Source organism: Gordonia sp. PP30 (assembly GCF_023100845.1).
Lineage (GTDB): Bacteria > Actinomycetota > Actinomycetes > Mycobacteriales > Mycobacteriaceae > Gordonia.
The window spans coordinates 1,343,641-1,363,041 of record NZ_CP095864.1; the positions used below are offsets into that span (position 1 = coordinate 1,343,641).

The window sequence follows — 19,401 nt, forward strand, 5'->3', positions numbered from 1 at the left end:
TCGTCAGCTCAGAAACGATCTCGCGGGCCTCTTCCATGGACGCCGCCTGGTGGGTCGCACCGAACTGGTCGACGGCCAACTGCGTCTTCCAGGGCAGCAGGTCGACGGCGATGATGTTGGAGGCGCCGGCGACGCAGCGGCGGGAGTTCGAGCCACTCGGCGCACAAGCCGCCGAGATAGCCGATGTCGTCGCGCGCTTCGGCGCGCACGGTGAAGACGACGCGACGCCCCTGGCGGACGAGGAGCGCGAGATCGGTCACCGCGTGCGCGGACAGCCGGTCGATCTCTTCGACGATGAGGGGTGCCGCCGTCGCCGGGTCCGCCGTGTACAGGGCCGCCGCCGCGTCGTCGTCGAGCATCGCCGCGGCGACGGTCCGGGCGTCCTCTCCCGCGATCCGGCGGGCCGCGGTGGATCGGCCGGTGCCCGGCTCGCCGATCACCAGTACCGGTGCCGTCGAGCCGGTGAGCCGATCGATGCGGGTGGCGGTCCGTGCGGTCGCCGATCCCGCCTCCACCCGGGGTACCGGTGGCCGGGCGCGAACACCGTTGCGGACTCGCAGCATCACGGGCTGTCCGGCGAGGTGCTGGTAGGTCTGCACGGTGACCTCGCGACCGGACTCCAGGGTGACCGTCGCTTCGAGGGCTTCGCCGGGAGTGCTCGCATGCGCCTCAAGGCCTGCGATGTCGGCGGTCGTCAGTTCGTCGAGGGCGCGCCGGTTGTGCAGGACGAAGTCGCGGCCGAGCAGGATCACCGCATCGTCCGACCGTCGGGCGAGCGTGGTGAATGCCGCCACGGCCTGCTGCACGTCGGGGTCGTAGTCGCTGAGTAACCGCAGCGAGATCTCGTGGACCATGCGGTCCAGCAGGGCCTCGAGGGCACGGCGGTGATCGGTCGCGAGCCCGGCGTCCATCATCAGGTCCACGACGCCCTCCAGGCGCCGGGTGACCGGATTGAGGATCGGAATGCCATAGCAGTCGAAGCTCCGCAAACGATCGAGGTAGTGCTCCGCGCCGAAGACGTTCACCGGTGCACGGGTCTCCAGGCAGGTGGCGATGGCATTGGTTCCGCTGCTCTGCTCGTCGAACACCGCACCGGTGCTTCCGCCGATCCGTTCGGTGGACCTGTCCAGTGCCCGATCGCCGAAGAACCGGTCCACCAGGGTGCCGCCCGCATCGGCGAGAAGTCCACCGACCCGGAGCCCGGTCAGTGAGTCGCGGGCGTTCTCGAGGACGGGGCCGGCCGCGCGCAGCAGCCGGCTTGCCGGATCGTACTGGACGGTGCCGGGTGCGCGGACATCGTCGTCGCAGCGCAGACCGTAGCCCCGGGATCTGCGCCAGGAAGTCTCGATCAGTGGCCGCAGCGGGGCACCCCCGCCGTCGCCCCCCGATCGTTGCCATGACGTGATCCATTTGCCTGCCCAGCCTGCTGCCGGGCGACGTAGATCACCTGCGGGTCGGTGAACTCCTCGAGGCCCTCCTGGCCGAACTCCACGCCCAGGCCGGACTGCTTGCGTCCGCCGAACGGAACCGCGGGATCGAGAGCGAAGTGGGTGTTCACCCAGGTCGTACCCGCCTGAAGCCGGTCGGCGACGGCGGTCGCCGCGGTGACGTCGGTGCCCCATACCGACGCGCCGAGGCCGTAGTCGACGCTGTTGGCGCGCGTGATCGCGTCGTCGAGATCGCTGTACCGCAGGATCGAGCGGATCGGGCCGAATGTCTCCTCGGCGACCAGCGGGCTCGCGTCATCGATATCCCGCACCACGGTCGGCTCCACCAGGAAGCCTCTGCCCTCGATCACCGAACCGCCGGCGATCACCGTGCCCTCCCGCGCCGCGAGTTCGAGGTGGCCCTTCACTGTCTCGAACTGACGGCGGTTCTGAATCGGGCCAAGGTCGGTCTCCGGATCGAGTCCATGACCCACCACGAAGCCGCGAGCACGCTCCGTGAAGCGCTCGCAGAACTCGTCGTACAGGGCGTCGGGCACGAAGACCCGCTTGATGTTCAGGCATACCTGTCCGGTGTTCGCGAAGGCCCAGGTGGCGATCCCGTCGACGACCGCGTCGACCGAGGCATCGGGCATGACGATCGCCGGGTCGTTGCCGCCGAGCTCGAGGACCACTCGCTTGATGGTGGATGCGCCGCTGGCCAGCACCGACCGGCCGGCGGCGGTGGAACCGGTGAACGACACCTTGCGCACGGCGGGGTGGGCGGTGAGGATCGGTCCGACATTACCGGCGTCACCGATGATGTTGACGACGCCCGCGGGTACGACTCCGGCCAGGATCTCACCGAGCAGCATCGCGTTGAGCGGAGTGGTGGGCGCGGGTTTGACGACGACGGTATTCCCGGCGAGCAGGGCCGGGACGATCTTGTACATCGCCTGGAAGAACGGGAAGTTCCACGGCACGATCGCGACGACCACCCCCAGCGGCTTACGGCGCACCTCCACGTAACGCTCGTCGTCGTCGTAGGCGACAACCGGGTCCAGGCGCATTCCGGCGACGTGCCGGGCCCACGAGAGGGCGAGATCGACGTCGCCGACGGCGGCCTCCCAGGGCTTGCCGACCTCCAGCACTATGGTCCGGCCGATCTCCTCCCGACGGGCCTCGACCGCGGCGATGAGTTCGCCGAGGACGGCGGCACGGTCGTCCAGGCTGCGGCTGCTCCAGTCGCCGAAGGCCGCCGAGGCCGCGCCGACGGCGGCCTCGATCTGATCCGCGTCGGCGACCGGTGCGACGCCGATCACCGCGCCGGTCGCGGGATCGATGACCTCTTGGGTGGTGGCCCCCGGGACGAGCCGTCCGTCGATCAACTGGCGGTAGTCGTGGTCGAGCAGAGTCCGGGCGCCCGCGGGTGCGGCGAGGTGATCGACGGTCGTACTCATCGTGTCTCCGTTCGTGACGTGGAACCCGAGCCTCGATTCCCACCGCGGCGACCGCGGTGTTCGCGATCGTCGTGACGCTGGTCATGGCGTACGGGGTCGGTCACTTCTACCCGGACTTCGCGGCGTCCCGCGCCGGAGGCCTCGGATACTTCACCGCCGCGCTCTTCGTCCTCTTCGCCTTCGGCACTTACGTGCTGACCGTCGTGAACTGGGACCACTATCCGTGGCGCCGCCTCGGCCTGGGCCAGCCGGCGATCGGCTGGTGTGAGATCGCGTTCTGGTTCCTGCCGACCCTCGCACTGTTCCTGATCCTCGGCCTGCCGGCGATCTCGGAGGTCACCACGCCGGGCTCGGCCCTCATGTCACTCGACACCGTCATCGGCTGGTTCTACTGCATGATCGTGGTGATCGTCGTCTCCGGTTCGCTGCTGGGCAACAGCCCGTGGGCCTGGGCCGGGACGCCGGGCCGTATCGCCGCGGCCTCCTTGATCGGCACCGCGCTGATCGGCACCGTCGCCTACTTCGTTCTGCTGTGGTTCGTCCGCCTGCTGGTCGGATCGGCGAACGCCGATCTGCTGGGGCACGCGATCCACCAGTATCCGGCGCAGCTCGGCGTGTGCTGGGTCTTCACGATCATCGTCTGGGCCAACGCCTTCGGGAACCTCGGCCGACCGGTGGTCCGGATCCTGATCACCGGCGTGGCCGCGATCGGCATGTTCCTGCTGTATTTCTACGTGCTCGCCGGCACCATCCTGCACGAGCCGTCGGTGGCCCCGGGTGCGTCGATGAGCGGCAACGGCCTCGGCTTCATGAACTGGCTGATTCTGGTGACACTCCTCTACGTGGTCGCCGGGGAGTCGTTCGGGCTGCGCAGGCCGGCCGCGAACGTCGCCGCATGACGGCGCAGCGGTCCGGTGGCGTCACGTCCGCACCGGTGACGGTCACCGAGGTGGGTGCGGCCCTGGTGATCACCATCGATCGGCCCGCGGCGAAGAACGCGCTTGACGTGGCCGTCGCCCGGGCGATCGCCGATGCCCTCGACCGGCTCGACGCGACCGACCGGCTCCGGGTCGGGATCCTCACCGGCGCGGGCGGGACCTTCTCAGCAGGAATGGACTTGAAGGCCTTCGCCCGCGGTGAGACGCCGTTTCTGGACGGCCGGGGGCTCTGCGGCCTGACCGAGGCACCCCCGCGCAAGCCGCTCATCGCCGCCGTCGAGGAATGGGCGCTGGCCGGCGGCTTCGAGCTGGTGCTCGCGTGTGATCTCGTGGTCGCCGCCGAGACCGCGCGGTTCGGTCTGCCCGAGGTCACCCGCGGTCTGGTGGCGGCCGCCGGTGGAGCGCTCCGGCTGCCGTCGCGGATTCCGTCGGCGATCGCGACGGAGATCCTGCTCACCGGGGAGTCGTTCTCGGCGTCCCGGGCTCGCGAACTGGGTCTGCTCAACGCGATGACCCCGCCGGGCGGGGCGCTGGCCGCGGCCCTCGAGCTGGCCGGCCGGATCGGCTGCCACGCGCCGCTCGCGGTCGAGGCCAGCGTGCGGATCGCGCGCGGCCTCGCCGACCCGGCCGATGACTGGTGCCGCCAGGAGACGATCTCCCGTGCGGTGCTGGACTCGGAGGACGCTGCCGAGGGGGCCGCGGCCTTCGCCGAGCGCCGCGCGCCGGTGTGGCGCGGCCGCTGACCGGCTGTCGGGAGCGGCCGATAGGGTGCCAGTCATGTCTCTGGCACCCTTCACCGTCACCTCCGTCAACGTCAACGGCATCCGGGCGGCGGTGAAGACCCGCAACGAGCGCAACCACGGAATGCTGCCGTGGCTCACCGAGCGTGATCCTGATGTAGTCCTGCTGCAGGAGATCCGGGCCTCCGAGGCGCTCACCCGCAAGGCGCTGGCCCCCGCGCTCGACGCCGGCTGGCACCTGGCGATGACCGAGTCCGCCGTCGCCGGTCGCTCGGGAGTCGGTGTGCTGTCCAAGACCGCACCGGAGGCGGTGCGCGTCGGCTACGGCGACGACGAGTTCGACGCGCTGGGCCGCTACCTGGAGGCCGACTTCGGCACCGGTGATGACGCGCTGACCGTCGCCTCGGTGTACGTGCCGTCCGGGGCGGCCCTCACCGACGAGCCCAAGGACGTCGAGAAGCACGAGGAGAAGCGCCGCTTCCTGGGTTCCTTCGGCCCGTATCTCGACGGCCTGCTCGCGTCGGGCCGCGCGGCCGTCGTGGCGGGGGACTGGAACATCGCCCCCGACGAGCGAGACATCAAGAACTGGAAGGGCAATCTCAAGAACGCCGGGTTCCTGCCGCACGAGCGCGAATGGGTCGCCGCGCGGCTCGGCGCCGGCTGGGTGGACGTCGCCCGCGAACACCACGGCGACGTCGCCGGGCCGTACGCCTGGTGGTCGTGGCGGGGAAAGGCTTTCGACAACGACGCCGGCTGGCGCATCGACTACCACCTCGCGACCCCGGAGCTGGCCGCGCGGACCCGTCGTTCCTGGGTCGATCGCGCCGGCGCGTACGACCTGCGGTGGTCCGATCACGCGCCGGTGACCGTCGAATTCTCGGTTTCCGGGGTTTGAGAGAATGAACGCCATGACCGCCCCCGTTCCCGCCCGGCCGCGCCGGGTGCTCTCCGGAATCCAGCCGACCAGCGACTCCTTCCACCTCGGCAACTACCTGGGCGCGGTCCGCCAGTGGGTGGCCCTGCAGGACGAGTTCGACGAGGCCTACTACTTCATCCCGGACATGCACGCGATCACCGTGCCGCAGGATCCGGCGGTGCTGCGCGAGCGGACGCTCCGCAGCGTCGCCCAGCTGCTGGCTCTCGGCGTGGATCCGCAGCGGTCGACGATCTACGTGCAGTCGCACGTCCCGGAGATCGCCCAGCTCACCTGGGTGCTCACCTGCCTCACCGGTTTCGGCGAGGCCAGCCGGATGACGCAGTTCAAGGACAAGTCGGCCAAGGCCGGGCAGGACGCAGCCGGCGTCGGCCTGTTCACCTACCCGATCCTGATGGCCGCCGACATCCTGGCCTTCCAGGTGGACGACGTCCCGGTCGGCGAGGACCAGCGCCAGCACCTGGAACTCACCCGCGATCTCGCGCAGCGCTTCAACAAGCGGTACGGCAAGGCACTGACCGTGCCCAAGGCGTTCATCGTCGAGGAGTTCGCCAAGATCTACGACCTGCAGAACCCGACCGCGAAGATGAGCAAGTCGGCCGAGACCGAGAACGGCCTGATCAACCTGCTCGACGATCCGAAGCGCTCGGCCAAGAAGATCCGCTCTGCGGTCACCGACAGCGGCAGCGAGATCGTCTTCGACCGGGAGAACAAGCCCGGTGTCTCCAATCTGCTCACCATCCAGTCCGCCCTCACCGGCACCTCGATCGACGAGCTGGTCGTGAGCTATCAGGGCAAGCAGTACGGGCACCTCAAGGTCGAGACCGCCGCCGCGCTGTCCGCGTTCGTCACCCCGCTGCGCGGGCGGGTCGACGAGATCCTGGACGACCGGGCCGGGCTCGACGCCGTGCTCGCCGACGGTGCCGCGAAGGCCCGCGAGGTGGCCGCCGGGACGCTCGCCGACGTGTACGACAAGATCGGTTTTCTGGCACCGCGCGGCTGATCGCGGAGCCCGGACAGGTAGCGTCAGGAACCGATGGGCGCGATCGTGGGCAAGATCAAGGCGCTGGTGGCGCGGGCCACGGCGCTGTTCAACGATCTCAAGGTGCGCTGGCCGTGGCTCACCCACATCCTGAACACGCTGGCGCGGTACACCGATCGCCGCGGCAACGTCTACGCCGCGGCGATCACCTTCTCCGGGATCCTGTCGCTGGTCCCGATCCTCATGGTGACCTTCGCGATCGCCGGTTTCGTGCTGGCGAGCCAGCCGCAGCTGGTCGACCGGATGGTCGACGCCGTGGTCGACGCCGCACCCGGCCAGATGGGGGAGACGCTCAGCGGAGTGATCCAGTCGGCCATCGATTCGCGTGCCGCGGTCGGCGTGATCGGTCTGCTCAGCGCCGCGTTCACCGGTATCGGCTGGATGTCACTGGTGCGCACGGCGCTCAGCGAGATGTGGGGCGGCCGGGTCAAGCGCAACGCGGTGAAGTCGTATGTCTCGGACCTGGCGACGTTCTTCTTCCTCGGCCTGATGTTCGTGCTGACCTTCGCGCTCACCGCGCTCGCCGTCGGGCCGGTGACGCACGCGCTGCTCGACTGGCTCGACCTGGCCTGGCTCACCCGGCAGGTGACGCTGCTGCGCTGGGGCAGCACGCTGATCGCCACCCTGGGCACCTGGTGGCTGTTCTCGATCGTGCTGGCCCGGCTGCCCCTGCATCCGGTGCCGATGCGGGCGGTGCGCTGGCCTGCGCTGACCACCGCGATCATCTTCACCGTCCTCAAGGAGCTCGGCGGGCTGTACCTGCAGTCGGTGCTCACCAGCCCGGCGGGTGTCGCCTTCGGTCCGCTGCTCGGTGTCATGGTCTTCACCTACCTCGCGTCGCGGATCGTGCTGTACGCGGCCGCGTGGTCGGCGGCCAGCGAGGACAACGCGCAGTACCGGATCGTCGACGAATTCGACGTCCCGCCGCCCGAACAGCCGGCGCCGGTCGTGCTGGCACCGGTGTACGAGGAGCCCGTGGCGCCGAAGACCCGCGCCCTGCTCACCGCGGCCGGGCTGGGGGCGGCGGCCGCCGGCGTCTACGGGTGGCTGCGGCGCCGCTGAGACCCGCCTCGCGCTACTGCTCTGAGCCGGTGGTGTCGTCGCCCGGCACCGAGGCGCGACGACGGTGGCGCCGGATCGCGAAGACCAGCAGCGCGGCGCCGGCGAGCACCACCACGATGATCAGTACCGCCGGCAGCACGCCGAGCGCGAGCGAATCCGAGCCCGACGGGGCCGCGCGGGTCTGCGTCGCGGTGAGGTGCGCATGCTGCGCGGCGGGGTTGTCCAGGGTGCCCACCGAGACCGACGCCGGCGCCGCGAAGCCGTACTCGAACATCCGGACCGCCTGGTCGTGGTACGTGTTGGTGCCCTCGGTGAGGCCGTACATCTGCACGATCAGGATCTTGCGGCCGTCGCGCTCGGCGGCGCCGACGAAGGTCTTCTTCGCGTCGTCGGTGTAGCCGGTCTTGCCGCCCAGGATGGTCATGCCCGGCACACCCTGCACCAGCAGCGAGTTGGAGTTCTGCATCAGGTAGGCGGGATGGTTCTCGTCGCCGGGGACGTCCTTGCGGGGCGGGTAGCCGGGGAACTCGTAGGTCTTGGTCGACACCAGCTTCGCGAACTCGGGATTCCGCATGCCGGCGCGGAAGATCACGGCGAGATCGTAGGGCGACGTCGACATTCCGGCGGCATCCAGCCCGGACGGGGAGGCGGCGCGGGTGTCCAGCGCGCCGAGCGACTTCGCCTTCGCGTTCATCTTGGCCAGCGTCTCGTCGTAGCCGCCGAGTTCGCGGGCCAGGATGTTGGCGCAGTCGTTGCCGGAGACCACGAGGAGGCCGGTCACGATGTCGCGGATGGTGTACTTGCCGCCCGGCCCGACACCGCAGGCGTCGCCCTCCATGGACCAGTCGCGGGCGTTGTCCTCGACCGGCTTGTTCAGGTCGAGGTCCTCCAGGGCGACCAGTGCGAGCAGGGTCTTGATGGTCGAGGCCGGGCGGAACCGGCCGTGCGGGTCCTGGGTGGCGATGATGTGGCCGCTGTCCAGATCGGCGATCAGCCAGCCCTGCGAGGTCAGATCGGCCGGGGTCGGGCCGGCCGCCGGATCGGCGATCACCCCGCAGTCGCCGAGCCGATTCCCGCCGACCGGCGCGGCGGGCACCGGCAGGGGAGCGGGGGTGGTGTCGCCGGGGGCGACGGTCTCGGAATCGTCGACCGCGGGCGGCGGGGTGGCCCGATGCGGGCACGACTGATCCGGGGCCGGCGTGGTGGTGGCGGCAGGACTTCCGGTCGGCACGACGCTGGACGCGTCGCCCGGCGCCGCGGCGGCCGGTGCGGTCAGCGGCACCGACGCGACGATCATCGCGGCCGCGACCAGGGCGGGCAGACTCCGGAACACGTGGTGCAGGCGCATGAGGCAGTAATAGTACCGCCTGGTGACCAAACAGCGAACGCCCCGTACTTTCCCTTCGACAAGCTCAGGGGATGTACGGGGCGTTCGCCGGGGGCTGCAGAGTGGTTCTTATCGCGAGAACATCAGGGCGCGCTTGACCTCTTGGATCGCCTGCGTCACCTGAATGCCACGCGGGCACGCATCGGTGCAGTTGAAGGTGGTGCGGCAGCGCCAGACGCCGTCCGCGTCGTTCAGGATGTCCAGCCGCTCGACGGTGCCCTTGTCGCGGCTGTCGAAGATGAACCGGTGTGCGTTGACGATCGCGGCCGGGCCGAAGTAGGAGCCCTCGGTCCAGAACACCGGGCAGCTGGTGGTGCAGCACGCACATAGGATGCACTTGGTGGTGTCGTCGAAGCGGGCGCGGTCGGTCTGCGACTGGATGAACTCCTTCGACGGCAGGTGGCCGTCGGTGATCAGGAACGGCTTGATCGCGCGGTAGGCGTCGAAGAAGGGCTCCATGTCGACCACGAGGTCCTTCTCCACCGGGAGTCCCTTGATGGGCTCGATGGTGATGGTGATCTCCTTGGTGGAGTCCTTCGGCAGCAGGTCCTTCATGAGGAGCTTGCAGGCCAGCCGGTTGACACCGTTGATCCGCATCGCGTCGCTGCCGCACACGCCGTGCGCGCAGCTGCGGCGGAAGGTCAGGGTGCCGTCGAGGTAGCCCTTGACGTACAGCAGCAGGCTGAGCAGACGGTCCGAGGGGAGTGCCGGGACGCGGAAGCTCTCGAAGCCCTGGGCGTCCGGATCCTCCGGGTTGAACCGGTAGATCTTCAGCGTGACCATCGTCGCGCCGTCCGGAACCGGCGGCGTCGGCTGGGCAGCGACCGAATCGTTTTCGAGGGTGGCAGTCATCAGTACTTCCGCTCCATCGGCTCGTAACGGGTCTGAACGACGGGCTTGTAGTCGAGCTCGATCTCCGAGATCAGGCCGTCGCCCTTCTTGTACGCCATGGTGTGCACCATGTAGTTCGCGTCGTCGCGGTCGGGGTAGTCCTCGCGGGCGTGGCCGCCGCGGCTCTCCTTGCGGTTGATCGCACCGACGACGGTGACCTCGGCCAGTTCGAGCAGGAAGCCCAGCTCGATGGCTTCGAGCAGGTCGCTGTTGAAGCGCTTGCCCTTGTCCTGCACGGTGACGTGGTCGTAGCGGGCCTTGAGGGCGCGGACGTCCTCGAGCGCACGGTTGAGCGTCTCCTCGGTGCGGAACACCGCGGCGTTGTCGTTCATGGTCTGCTGCAGCTCGGTGCGGATGGTCATGACGTTCTCGTGACCGTGATCGCTGAGCATCTGGGCCACCCAGTTCTCGACCATCGCAGACGGGTTCTCCGGCAGCGGCGCGAAGCCGTGGGTGTTGGCGTACTCGGCGGCCGCGATGCCGGCACGACGGCCGAACACGTTGATGTCCAGCAGCGAGTTGGTGCCGAGGCGGTTGGCGCCGTGCACCGACACGCAGGCGCACTCGCCGGCCGCGTACAGGCCGTGCACCACCTGCTCGTTGTTCGCGAGCACCTGGCCGGTGATCGTCGTCGGGATGCCGCCCATCACGTAGTGACAGGTCGGGTAGACCGGCACCAGCTCGGTCACCGGATCGACGCCGAGGTAGGTGCGCGAGAACTCCATGATGTCCGGCAGCTTGGCCATCAGGGTCTCCTCCGGGATGTGCGTGACATCCAGGAGCACGTAGTCCTTGTTCGGGCCGGCGCCGCGGCCTTCCAGCACCTCGAGCACCATCGAACGGGCGACGATGTCGCGCGGCGCGAGGTCCTTGATGGTCGGGGCGTAGCGCTCCATGAAGCGCTCGCCCTCGGCGTTGCGGAGGATGCCGCCCTCGCCGCGGACGCCCTCGGTGATGAGGATGCCCAGGCCGGCCAGGCCCGTCGGATGGAACTGGTGGAACTCCATGTCCTCCAGCGGCAGGCCCTTGCGGAAGACGATGCCCATGCCGTCACCGGTGAGGGTGTGCGCGTTGGACGTCACCTTGTACATGCGGCCCGACCCGCCGGTGGCGAAGACGATCGACTTCGCGTGGAAGACGTGGATCTCGCCGGTGGCCAGCTCGTAGGCGACCACACCGCTGGCGACGGGCTCGCCGTTCTCGTCCTCGGTGAGGTTGAGGTCCAGGGCGTAGAACTCGTTGAAGAACTCCACGTTGTGCTTGACGCAGTTCTGGTACAGCGTCTGCAGGATCATGTGGCCGGTGCGGTCGGCGGCGTAGCAGGCGCGGCGGACCGGGGCCTTGCCGTGATCGCGGGTGTGGCCGCCGAAACGGCGCTGGTCGATCCGGCCCTCGGGGGTGCGGTTGAAGGGGAGGCCCATCTTCTCCAGGTCGAGCACCGCGTCGATGGCCTCCTTGGCCATCAGCTCGGCGGCGTCCTGGTCGACGATGTAGTCACCGCCCTTGACGGTGTCGAAGGTGTGCCACTCCCAGTTGTCCTCTTCGACGTTGGCCAGGGCGGCGCACATGCCGCCCTGCGCCGCGCCGGTGTGGCTGCGGGTGGGGTAGAGCTTGGTCAGCACCGCGGTGTGGGCCCGGGGAGCGGCCTCGATGGCCGCGCGCATCCCGGCGCCACCAGCGCCCACGATGACGACGTCAAAGCGATGTTCCTGCATGAGTTTTCAGATCTCCTTAGGAGCTGCTGCCGAAGGTGAGGAGGGCATAGGTGCCGAGCACGAGCACCAGGATCACCGAGATCGCCAGGAGGAAGTTGAGCCAGAAGCGGGTCTTGTCGTTCCGCGAGTAGTCGGCGATCACGGTGCGCAGGCCGTTGGCGCCGTGCAACTCGGCCAGCCACAGCATCAGCAGGTCCCAGATCTGCCAGAACGGCTGGCGCCAGCGCTCGAGGACGAAGGCGGCGTCGATCCGGTGCACACCATCGCTCCACGCCAGCATGATGAAGATGTGGCCGATGGCCAGGATGACCAGGAACATGCCCGAGAAGCGCATGAACAGCCATGCCCACTTCTCGAAGTTGGTCCGGGACAGACCGCGCGGCGCACGGGGAGCGTCGAGGCTCGGCGGGCGGTCGTAGTCGGTGATGATGGTCTTGGCTTCAACAGTCATGTCTGTCACCGCTCCCTAGAAGGTGTGGACGATGAGGATCTGCAGCAGGCGGACGGCGCCGGCGATGAAGACCACCGCGAAGACCGTCATCGCGATCCACAGCATCTGCCGCTGGTACTTGGGTCCGCTACCCCAGAAGTCGATGAGGATCACCCGGATACCGTTCAGCGCGTGGTACAGGACGCAGAAGACCAGGCCGATCTCCATCAGGCCGATGTACCAGGTCTGGTAGGTGTGGATGATCTCCGTGTACGTGTTCTGGTTCACCCGGATCACCGCGGTGTCGAGCACGTGCACGAAGAGGAAGAAGAAGATCGAGACGCCCGTGATGCGCTGGAGCACCCAGGCCCACATCCCGGGGTCTCCGCGGTACAGGGAGCGTTTGCGCACCGGATCCGGTGCAACCTCGGTGGGGGTGCTCATCGCGTTCTACGCCTCCAGAGTGTCGACTTTTCTGCGGGCCGGGTGGCGCGTCGGAACGGCCGAAGGACCCAATGACTCTTGACTTTAAACCCCTGCTGAGGGTTGTCATAAATGACCGTGACAAAGTGACCCGAAACGCACCTGAACATTAGGTATGCCTTACCTTTTCGTTCCGGGCTAATGGAGAGTGGCCATGACGACTGAAATCGACTTCGACGCCTTGCGTGCCGCCGCGCGGGACGTGATGACCAGGGCTTACGCCCCCTATTCGGGCTTTCCGGTCGGGGCGGCCGGCATCGGATCGCAGAGCCGCATCGTCGCCGGATGCAATGTGGAGAATGTCTCATACGGGCTCGGTGTGTGCGCGGAAGTGGCGATGGTCGCGGTGGCCGTTTCGTCCGGTGTTCGACGCCTCCGCGCGGTCTCGGTCTGCGACCCGGACGGCCGGGTGCTGCTGCCCTGCGGGCGGTGCCGTCAGGTGCTGCTCGAGTTCGGCGGACCGGGCCTCGTCGTCGACACTCCGGCCGGTCCGCGGGCGCTCGCCGAACTCCTGCCCGAGGCGTTCGGTCCGGCCGATCTCGAGCGCGCGGACGGCCGGAAATGACGGCCGCGACAGATCCGGTCAGCGTGATCGGCGCCAAACGCGACGGCGGGGAACTGACCACCGGGCAGATCGACGCCGTCGTCGCCGGATTCACCGCGGGCACGGTGGCGCCGGAACAGATGTCGGCGCTGGCGATGGCGATCGTGTGGCGCGGCATGAGCCGCCGGGAGATCGCCGACTGGACCGCGGCGATGATCGCGTCGGGGCGACGGATGGACCTGTCCGGACTCGCTCGCGGCGGGCGGGCGCTGCGAACCGTCGACAAGCACTCCACCGGCGGGGTCGGGGACAAGATCACCCTGCCGCTCACCCCGCTGGTCGCGTCGTACGGGCTCGCGGTGCCCCAGCTGTCCGGCCGCGGCCTCGGACACACCGGCGGGACGCTCGACAAGCTCGAGGCGATTCCCGGGTGGTCGGCGTCGGTGACGCCGGCCCGGCTGCGCGCGCAGCTCATCGAGGTGGGCGCGGTGATCTGTGCGGCGTCCGACGACCTGGCCCCCGCCGACCGGGCGCTCTACGCCCTGCGGGACGTGACCGGAACCGTCGCGTCGATCCCGCTGATCGCGGCGTCGATCATGAGCAAGAAGATTGCCGAGGGCACCGGTGCGCTGGTGCTCGACGTGAAGGTCGGGTCGGGGGCGTTCATGACGACGTACGACGCCGCCGCCGAGCTGGCACGGGTGATGGTCGAACTCGGCTCGGACGCCGGGGTGCGCACTCGTGCGCTGCTCACGGACATGTCGTCGCCGCTGGGCCGGTCCGCGGGCAACGCGCTGGAGGTGGCCGAGGCGGTCGAGGTACTGGCCGGTGGCGGGCCGCGCGACGTCGTCGAACTGACCCTCGCGCTGGCCCGCGAGATGCTCGCCGCCGGCGGTCTGCCCGACGTCGATCCGGCGGAGCACCTGGCCGGCGGTCAGGCGATGGACGTCTGGCGCGCGATGATCGCCGCGCAGGGTGGAGATCCGGGCGCGCCGTTGCCGCGCGCCGCCGAGATCTGCTCGGTGGCGGCGCCGTCGTCCGGCTTTCTCACGCGACTCGATGCGCTCGCCGTCGGCCTGGCCGCCTGGGAACTGGGCGCGGGCCGGTCGGTGCCGGGGGCGGCGGTGTCGCCGAGCGCCGGCGTGACGTGGCACGCCGCGGTCGGTGATCGGGTGAGCGAGGGGGCGCCGCTGCTGACCCTGCACGCCGACGATCCGGCTCGTTTCGACCGCGCTCTCGCACGGCTGGACGGCGCCTACGAGGTCGCGTCGGACGCGCCGGCCGGACTGCCGCCGGTGGACCGGGTGATCGGGCGCGTCGATCCCTCTCCGGCGTCCGGCTGACGCAGCGGATCCGCGCGCCCGGCGCGCCGATCCGCTGATCGGACCCCGGCCCCGCGCGGATCCGCGGAAGATCGCGGCGCGCGGCCGGCGGCGCGGGGCTACCGTGGCTTCCATGACCTCCGGCACCACCGACAACCGCATCCGGCTCGGCTACCAGATCCCCAACTTCACCTACCCCGATCCGCTGCACGGCGTCCGCGGGCCGGACTCGGACATCTTCCCGTCGGTGCTCGCCCAGGCGCGGGACGCGCAGGACTCCGGCTTCGACACGGTGTTCGTGATGGACCACTTCTTCCAGCTGCCGGGCATCGGCGCGTTCGACGAGCCGATGCTGGAGGCCTACACGGCGCTCGGCGCGCTCGCCACGGGGACGTCGTCGATCAAGCTGTCGACGCTGGTCAGCGGAAACACCTACCGGAATCCGGCGCTGCTGGCCAAGGCCGTCACCACCCTTGACGCGGTGAGCGGCGGCCGCGCCGTGCTCGGGATCGGCGCGGGCTGGTTCGAGCGCGAGCACGACGCGATGGGCTACGAGTTCGGGACCTTCACCGACCGGTTCGCCAAGCTTTCGGAGGCGCTGACGATCATCGAACCGATGCTGCGTGGCGGGCGGCCCGAGGTGGACGGCGAGTACTACTCGTCGCACGGGGCGTTCGCGAGCCCGCTGGTGCGGACCGATCTGCCGATCATGCTCGGCGGGGCGGGCGAGAAGAAGACTTTCGCGCTCGCCGCCCGCTACGCCGACCACATCAACATGAACTGCTCGCCCGACGAGATCCCCCGCAAGCTCGACGCGCTCGCCGCCCGCTGCGAGGAGGCGGGCCGCGACCGGTCGACGCTGGAGACCAGCCTGCTCGGCTTCGTGATGATGGACGAGGACGGCGACGTCGCCCGGGCGATGGTGGGCGAATATCTCCGCAAGCTCGGCACCGACCCGGCCACGCTCGACGACGAGACCTTCGCGCGCGCCACCGCGCGCATGTTCGTCGGCACGCCCGACGACGTCGCCGAGCAGATTCAGACCCGGGTCCTCGACCGCGGGCTGGACGGGATCGTGTTCAACATGGTCGCGAACGGCCATGTTCCGGGGATGGTGCGCCTCGCGGGCGAGACCCTGGCTCCGCTGTTCAGGTAGGCGGCCTTCCGCGGAGCGTGCGGAAGTAGTAGATCGCGACCAGTCCGCTGAGGGGAAGGGCGACGAGCAGACCGACGCCCAGCAGGAACAGCCCGGCGAGGATCAGACCGATACCGAGTAGCCCGGCGACGATCGTCTGACCCGGATACCTGACGGCCAGGAGTAGACCGTCGCCGACGGCGGCGAGCACAGGCGCGCCGCGCCGGTCCGCGATGGCGTATGGCATCCACGCGGCCAGTAGTGCGACGATGATCTCGATGGCCACGTAGAGCCAGGTCAGGCCGAGAAGCTTGCTGACCACGAGTTCGTCGGCGATCGACAGCCCGGTGCCGGCGAGCGAGAAGAGAAGGATCGGCCAGAAGGAGACGGCGCGGAAGAAGTCGGCGAGGTGCGGCCGTCGCCCGTCCGCGATCACCAGCAGGCCATGCACCGCGCACGAGGTGAGGAGGGCCGACGGGATGACGAAGAAGAGTTGTTCGATGTAGGGCGCCGTATCGACGAACCGGAGATACGTGAACACCGCGGCCATATAGTCGCCGCCGCCGGCGGCGGCCTCCAGCGCGCGGTGATTCAGGTGGCCGGTCAACATATCTTCAGCCCATTGCAGTGCGACGACCACCCAGACCAGGACGAGCAGCCACAGTGCGGTCGCGCCGGCGAGAACCGCCGGAGTCTCGCGGAAACGGGTCCACGACCAGCGCAGCGCTGCGCGCGCGGAGACGACCGTGGATGTCGCCGGCCGGGGAACATCGTTCATGGTTGCGTCACGTCGTCCGTGCCGGTCAGCGGGTGCCCGCTGAAGGCTCGGTACAGGTAGATCGTCGTGAGGGTGGCGAGCGGGACGGTCACCAGCAGGCCGACCAGGATCGCCGCGGCGCCGAGGGCGATGGACACCGCCCACACGAGGGCGGTCAGGAAGGTGGCCCCCGGGCGGGCGAGCGCCAGTACCGCTCCCTCGTGCAGTCCGGCGATCGCGGAGGGCTGTGGCCGGTCCACGGCCGCGAGGGGAGCCCAGGCGAAGAGATACACGATGATCACCTCGAGGATGGTGGCGAGCCAGGGCGCGTCGAGGTAGGAGGCGACGATGACGTCGATCACCGAATACACGACGACGAAGACCAGTGCGACGAGCAGGACCGATCCGGCCGCGAGAGGCCGGAAGAAGTCGCCGAGTTCGGGTCGCTGGCCCTCGGCGATCGCGACCGTCGGCCGCAGCCAGCACGATGCGGCGACCGCCAAGAGGGCCATCCAGGCCAGGTAGACCGCGTAGCCGGCGACCGCCCAATAGGTGCTGCCCTCGTCGAACGACTCGTCCGGTGCGATCGACATGAGATTGAATGCGACCTGCACGATCGCGCTGATCACCCAGGAGACGCCGACGCCGGTCACGACGAGTCCGGCCGCCCACAGCGCCGTCGCTCCCGCGAAGACACCCGCCGACGTTCGCCATCTGGTCCATGCCCACCGCAGGGCCCCGGAGAGCGACACTCGGGTGGGATCAGGTCTGGATTCCCCGATTTCGGTCACGGGGGACATCATTCCGTTCGGTTTGATATGCGACGACACCGGCCCCGAGCCGGGGCGCTCGCGAATGACGTGTCGTATTCGAACATCTTCGACGTCGAGGTCCATGATCGGCCTCCCAATTCGCTGCGGCGTGCCCTGGATGTTTGTCTGATCTGCGGCGAGAAGTGTGGTCGTAAACAGCAGATACTCTTGATCCAGGCCGCAAGAACCGATAGTGGCGCACACTAGAATGTGTGAGTAGCATGAATCATATAGTCATCGAACACAGATAGTTCGGGGCAAGGGGGTGAGACCGGTGACCGATGTATTCGCCGCCCGCTGGACGGCTATGGACTTCACTCCGGCCGGGATGGTCGCCCCCGACGCCGCTGACGATGAGAAGACGCAGTGTCGCGAGTGGATCGTGTATGCCGAGGCGGCGTGGCGGGGTCAGGCGTTCCTGTATTGGCAGCAGATCCATGCGATCGGCCAGTTCCTCGACATCACCCTCGCCGCACTCGATGACCGGGTGTGCGGCGGGGAAGAGCAGAAGGACTTGTTCGATCCGTACACGCAGGCCGTGGAGGTGTTCGCGATCGTGTTCGCCGGGAACCGGCGCGCTGCCCGGACTCTGGTCGGCGTCGCGATCGCCGCGTCAGAGCGTCTCCCGAAGACGGCGGACCTGTTGCGGGAGGCTGTGATCTCGCCGGAGATGTTCGTGACGGTGGTCGACCGCACCGACATCGTTGATGAGCGCGGCGTGATGGAGCGGGTCGATGACGACCTCGCCACGGCCCTGGCTCGGGCGGGGCATGTCTCGGTGAAGGCGGCCGGGCAGATCGCCGACCGGATCGCCACCACCCATGACGCCGAGGCGAGCCGGAAACGACACGAGAAGGCACAGCGCCGGAAGAATGTCACCCGGCGCGACTACGCGGAAGGGCTGGGCGGGATTCATGTCACCGCTGACGCCGAGGAGACTCGCCTGGCCTATGAGGCGGTGGAGGCGATGGTCGCCGGGGTCTGCCCGAATGACCCCCGCACCATGGGGGCGCGGCGGTCGGCGGCGGCGATCGCGTGTCTACGGGGATTACCGTTCACCTGTGCCTGCCCGGACAAGACCACCTGCACCGCGACCCTGACCGACGCGCAGATTTCTGAGCGGCAGGCACGGATCATCGTGCACGCGGTGTGCCGCAAGTCCACCCTGACCGGGCAGGACGATCAGCCCGGGTTCCTCGATGGTCACGGCCCGATCAGCGCCGACCATGCCCGCGACCTCACCCGCCGCCCCGACGCACTGGTGCGGGACCTCGACCTGGACAAACTCCTGACCCCACACTCGGCGGCAACAGCAACAGCAACGGCAACGGCAGCGGGGCCTGACGCGTCTTCCCGCCGATCGAGTGGACTCCATGCTGGTCGAGGTCTCGATACGATGGCCGGGTCCGTGGCGACCGGTGACAACCCGGCCGGCACCGCGGCCCAGCACGGCGCGGACACCGAGGCCACTGGCAGCCCCGGTCCCGCGGCCGAGATCCGGCCACCCGACGAGCACAAGCACGAGCACGACCACGGCGACGAGCAGGTTGACGGTCACGACCACGCTGATGGCGCGGGCCGTGCAGGTTCCGGCCGCGCCACCGATTCCGGCGCGGCGGAGTCGAGCAGCACCGCCACCGACGAACAACACCGAGACACCACCAACAGCACCGATAGCACCGATAGCACCGGAGACGACAGCGGTGCCCACGGCGCGGCTCCGGCCGCGTTCCTGACCGGCGGCGCCCAGCCCGGCGACCCCTACCGGCCGACCGCGGCCCTGGACGTCCTGGTCCGCGCCCTGTTCGGCACGTGCACGATCCCGGGCTGTCACCAGCCGGCGTGGCGCTGCGAGTTGGATCACTGCGAGGAATACGACCAGGTGTGCCCGGCCTCGGGCGGCTCGACCTGTTTGTGCAATGTCAACCCCAAGTGTCAGCGTCATCGCCTCCTGAAAACCCGCCTCGGCGCGTCGAACCCCGCAGACGGGTGGGTCGATGAGCAGTGGATCGACGACGACGGCACCGTCTGGACCGCGATCACCGTCCACGGCATGACGTTCGAGACCCGCGCACCGAACCAGTGGCTGTTCCCCCAGCTCACCGGGGTGAGGTGTGCCCACCAGTCCCAAGCACCACCCGAACCCGGCCCACACGTACCGGCAGGCCCCGGGAACGAGGGCGGATACACACCCAGGGGCGGTCTGCGGGCGGCCACCGCCTACAAACACGCCTGGCGCCGCACCGAACGCACCCGCCTGCGCCGAGAACACGCACGCGCCGCCGAGGCCGCCGGACCACCACCGTTCTGACCGGCCCCGGCCAG

General features: G+C 69.1%; 18 protein-coding genes. 9 read left to right on the forward strand and 9 right to left on the reverse strand.

The annotated features are described in order from the left end of the window. Positions 1-8: 8 nt before the first annotated feature. Together MYK68_RS06225 and MYK68_RS06230 are read right to left on the reverse strand one after the other, a co-directional pair. Positions 9-1,406, reverse strand: coding sequence for a hypothetical protein (locus MYK68_RS06225; protein WP_502798322.1), 1,398 nt, complete (start codon positions 1,404-1,406; stop codon positions 9-11). Then, complete coding sequence (locus tag MYK68_RS06230) at positions 1,349-2,884, reverse strand: aldehyde dehydrogenase family protein (protein WP_247867016.1); 1,536 nt, start codon at positions 2,882-2,884, stop codon at positions 1,349-1,351. The genes MYK68_RS06225 and MYK68_RS06230 overlap by 58 nt, the downstream gene beginning before the upstream one ends. A 56-nt stretch (positions 2,885-2,940) precedes the next feature. On the opposite strand from MYK68_RS06230, the gene MYK68_RS06235 reads away from it, so the two are divergent. Genes MYK68_RS06235 through MYK68_RS06255 form a run of 5 tightly spaced genes read left to right on the forward strand, consistent with a single transcriptional unit; the run spans position 2,941 to position 7,600 of the window. Continuing rightward, positions 2,941-3,783 (forward strand): hypothetical protein, encoded by an 843-nt coding sequence (locus MYK68_RS06235; protein ID WP_247867017.1) that lies wholly within the window; start codon positions 2,941-2,943, stop codon positions 3,781-3,783. After that, complete coding sequence (locus MYK68_RS06240; RefSeq protein ID WP_247867018.1) at positions 3,780-4,565, forward strand: crotonase/enoyl-CoA hydratase family protein; 786 nt, start codon at positions 3,780-3,782, stop codon at positions 4,563-4,565. Before MYK68_RS06235 ends, MYK68_RS06240 begins: the two co-directional genes overlap by 4 nt. 34 nt (positions 4,566-4,599) lie before the next feature. After that, the gene (locus MYK68_RS06245; RefSeq protein WP_247867019.1) at positions 4,600-5,457 is read left to right on the forward strand and encodes an exodeoxyribonuclease III; all 858 of its coding nucleotides are present in this window, start codon (positions 4,600-4,602) and stop codon (positions 5,455-5,457) included. 13 nt (positions 5,458-5,470) lie between these two features. Beyond that, positions 5,471-6,499 carry a tryptophan--tRNA ligase gene (gene trpS / locus MYK68_RS06250; RefSeq protein WP_247867020.1) on the forward strand — a complete coding sequence of 343 codons (1,029 nt, stop codon included), beginning with the start codon at positions 5,471-5,473 and terminating at the stop codon, positions 6,497-6,499. 33 nt (positions 6,500-6,532) lie between these two features. Then, complete coding sequence (locus MYK68_RS06255) at positions 6,533-7,600, forward strand: YhjD/YihY/BrkB family envelope integrity protein (RefSeq protein ID WP_247867021.1); 1,068 nt, start codon at positions 6,533-6,535, stop codon at positions 7,598-7,600. Positions 7,601-7,613: 13 nt separating this feature from the next. Here the strand turns inward: MYK68_RS06255 and MYK68_RS06260 are convergent, their stop codons facing one another. The 5 genes from MYK68_RS06260 to sdhC form a co-directional block, all read right to left on the reverse strand. Next, the gene (locus MYK68_RS06260) at positions 7,614-8,948 is read right to left on the reverse strand and encodes a D-alanyl-D-alanine carboxypeptidase family protein (RefSeq protein ID WP_247867022.1); all 1,335 of its coding nucleotides are present in this window, start codon (positions 8,946-8,948) and stop codon (positions 7,614-7,616) included. Between the two features lie 108 nt (positions 8,949-9,056). Beyond that, entirely contained in the window at positions 9,057-9,839 is a 783-nt protein-coding gene (locus MYK68_RS06265) for a succinate dehydrogenase iron-sulfur subunit (protein ID WP_247867023.1), read from the reverse strand. Further along, the gene (gene sdhA, locus MYK68_RS06270; protein WP_247867024.1) at positions 9,839-11,593 is read right to left on the reverse strand and encodes a succinate dehydrogenase flavoprotein subunit; all 1,755 of its coding nucleotides are present in this window, start codon (positions 11,591-11,593) and stop codon (positions 9,839-9,841) included. Before sdhA ends, MYK68_RS06265 begins: the two co-directional genes overlap by 1 nt. Before the next feature lie 16 nt (positions 11,594-11,609). Continuing rightward, positions 11,610-12,044 carry a succinate dehydrogenase hydrophobic membrane anchor subunit gene (locus MYK68_RS06275; RefSeq protein ID WP_247867025.1) on the reverse strand — a complete coding sequence of 145 codons (435 nt, stop codon included), beginning with the start codon at positions 12,042-12,044 and terminating at the stop codon, positions 11,610-11,612. Between the two features lie 15 nt (positions 12,045-12,059). Then, positions 12,060-12,467: a succinate dehydrogenase, cytochrome b556 subunit gene (gene sdhC, locus MYK68_RS06280; RefSeq protein ID WP_247867026.1), complete on the reverse strand. Its 408-nt coding sequence runs from the start codon at positions 12,465-12,467 to the stop codon at positions 12,060-12,062. 193 nt (positions 12,468-12,660) lie between these two features. Here sdhC and MYK68_RS06285 point away from each other — a divergent pair, with 193 nt between their 5' ends. From MYK68_RS06285 to MYK68_RS06295, 3 genes are all read left to right on the forward strand, one after another. Continuing rightward, on the forward strand, positions 12,661-13,071 hold the full coding sequence (locus MYK68_RS06285) for a cytidine deaminase (RefSeq protein ID WP_247867027.1): 411 nt from the start codon (positions 12,661-12,663) through the stop codon (positions 13,069-13,071). After that, on the forward strand, positions 13,068-14,393 hold the full coding sequence (locus MYK68_RS06290) for a thymidine phosphorylase (protein ID WP_247867028.1): 1,326 nt from the start codon (positions 13,068-13,070) through the stop codon (positions 14,391-14,393). Before MYK68_RS06285 ends, MYK68_RS06290 begins: the two co-directional genes overlap by 4 nt. Positions 14,394-14,505: 112 nt before the next feature. Then, positions 14,506-15,528 (forward strand): LLM class F420-dependent oxidoreductase, encoded by a 1,023-nt coding sequence (locus MYK68_RS06295; RefSeq protein ID WP_247867029.1) that lies wholly within the window; start codon positions 14,506-14,508, stop codon positions 15,526-15,528. Here MYK68_RS06295 and MYK68_RS06300 read toward each other — a convergent pair. Together MYK68_RS06300 and MYK68_RS06305 are read right to left on the reverse strand one after the other, a co-directional pair. Further along, on the reverse strand, positions 15,521-16,285 hold the full coding sequence (locus MYK68_RS06300) for a hypothetical protein (RefSeq protein ID WP_247867030.1): 765 nt from the start codon (positions 16,283-16,285) through the stop codon (positions 15,521-15,523). The genes MYK68_RS06295 and MYK68_RS06300 overlap by 8 nt on opposite strands. Further along, on the reverse strand, positions 16,282-17,055 hold the full coding sequence (locus MYK68_RS06305) for a hypothetical protein (protein WP_247867031.1): 774 nt from the start codon (positions 17,053-17,055) through the stop codon (positions 16,282-16,284). The genes MYK68_RS06300 and MYK68_RS06305 overlap by 4 nt, the downstream gene beginning before the upstream one ends. A 295-nt stretch (positions 17,056-17,350) precedes the next feature. Between MYK68_RS06305 and MYK68_RS06310 the strand changes: the two genes are divergently transcribed. Further along, positions 17,351-19,387 (forward strand): DUF222 domain-containing protein, encoded by a 2,037-nt coding sequence (locus tag MYK68_RS06310; RefSeq protein WP_247867032.1) that lies wholly within the window; start codon positions 17,351-17,353, stop codon positions 19,385-19,387. Positions 19,388-19,401 lie beyond the last annotated feature (14 nt).

What these genes read in the sequence shown, in the direction of transcription:
- MYK68_RS06300 (WP_247867030.1), bottom strand. Translation starts at nt 16,285, where the DNA reads ATGAACGATGTTCCCCGGCCGGCGACATCCACGGTCGTCTCCGCGCGC.
- MYK68_RS06295 (WP_247867029.1), top strand. Translation starts at nt 14,506, where the DNA reads ATGACCTCCGGCACCACCGACAACCGCATCCGGCTCGGCTACCAGATC.
- MYK68_RS06230 (WP_247867016.1), bottom strand. Translation starts at nt 2,884, where the DNA reads ATGAGTACGACCGTCGATCACCTCGCCGCACCCGCGGGCGCCCGGACT.
- MYK68_RS06245 (WP_247867019.1), top strand. Translation starts at nt 4,600, where the DNA reads ATGTCTCTGGCACCCTTCACCGTCACCTCCGTCAACGTCAACGGCATC.
- MYK68_RS06265 (WP_247867023.1), bottom strand. Translation starts at nt 9,839, where the DNA reads ATGACTGCCACCCTCGAAAACGATTCGGTCGCTGCCCAGCCGACGCCG.
- MYK68_RS06290 (WP_247867028.1), top strand. Translation starts at nt 13,068, where the DNA reads ATGACGGCCGCGACAGATCCGGTCAGCGTGATCGGCGCCAAACGCGAC.
- sdhA (WP_247867024.1), bottom strand. Translation starts at nt 11,593, where the DNA reads ATGCAGGAACATCGCTTTGACGTCGTCATCGTGGGCGCTGGTGGCGCC.
- sdhC (WP_247867026.1), bottom strand. Translation starts at nt 12,467, where the DNA reads ATGAGCACCCCCACCGAGGTTGCACCGGATCCGGTGCGCAAACGCTCC.
- MYK68_RS06285 (WP_247867027.1), top strand. Translation starts at nt 12,661, where the DNA reads ATGACGACTGAAATCGACTTCGACGCCTTGCGTGCCGCCGCGCGGGAC.
- MYK68_RS06255 (WP_247867021.1), top strand. Translation starts at nt 6,533, where the DNA reads ATGGGCGCGATCGTGGGCAAGATCAAGGCGCTGGTGGCGCGGGCCACG.
- MYK68_RS06240 (WP_247867018.1), top strand. Translation starts at nt 3,780, where the DNA reads ATGACGGCGCAGCGGTCCGGTGGCGTCACGTCCGCACCGGTGACGGTC.
- MYK68_RS06260 (WP_247867022.1), bottom strand. Translation starts at nt 8,948, where the DNA reads ATGCGCCTGCACCACGTGTTCCGGAGTCTGCCCGCCCTGGTCGCGGCC.
- MYK68_RS06275 (WP_247867025.1), bottom strand. Translation starts at nt 12,044, where the DNA reads ATGACTGTTGAAGCCAAGACCATCATCACCGACTACGACCGCCCGCCG.
- trpS (WP_247867020.1), top strand. Translation starts at nt 5,471, where the DNA reads ATGACCGCCCCCGTTCCCGCCCGGCCGCGCCGGGTGCTCTCCGGAATC.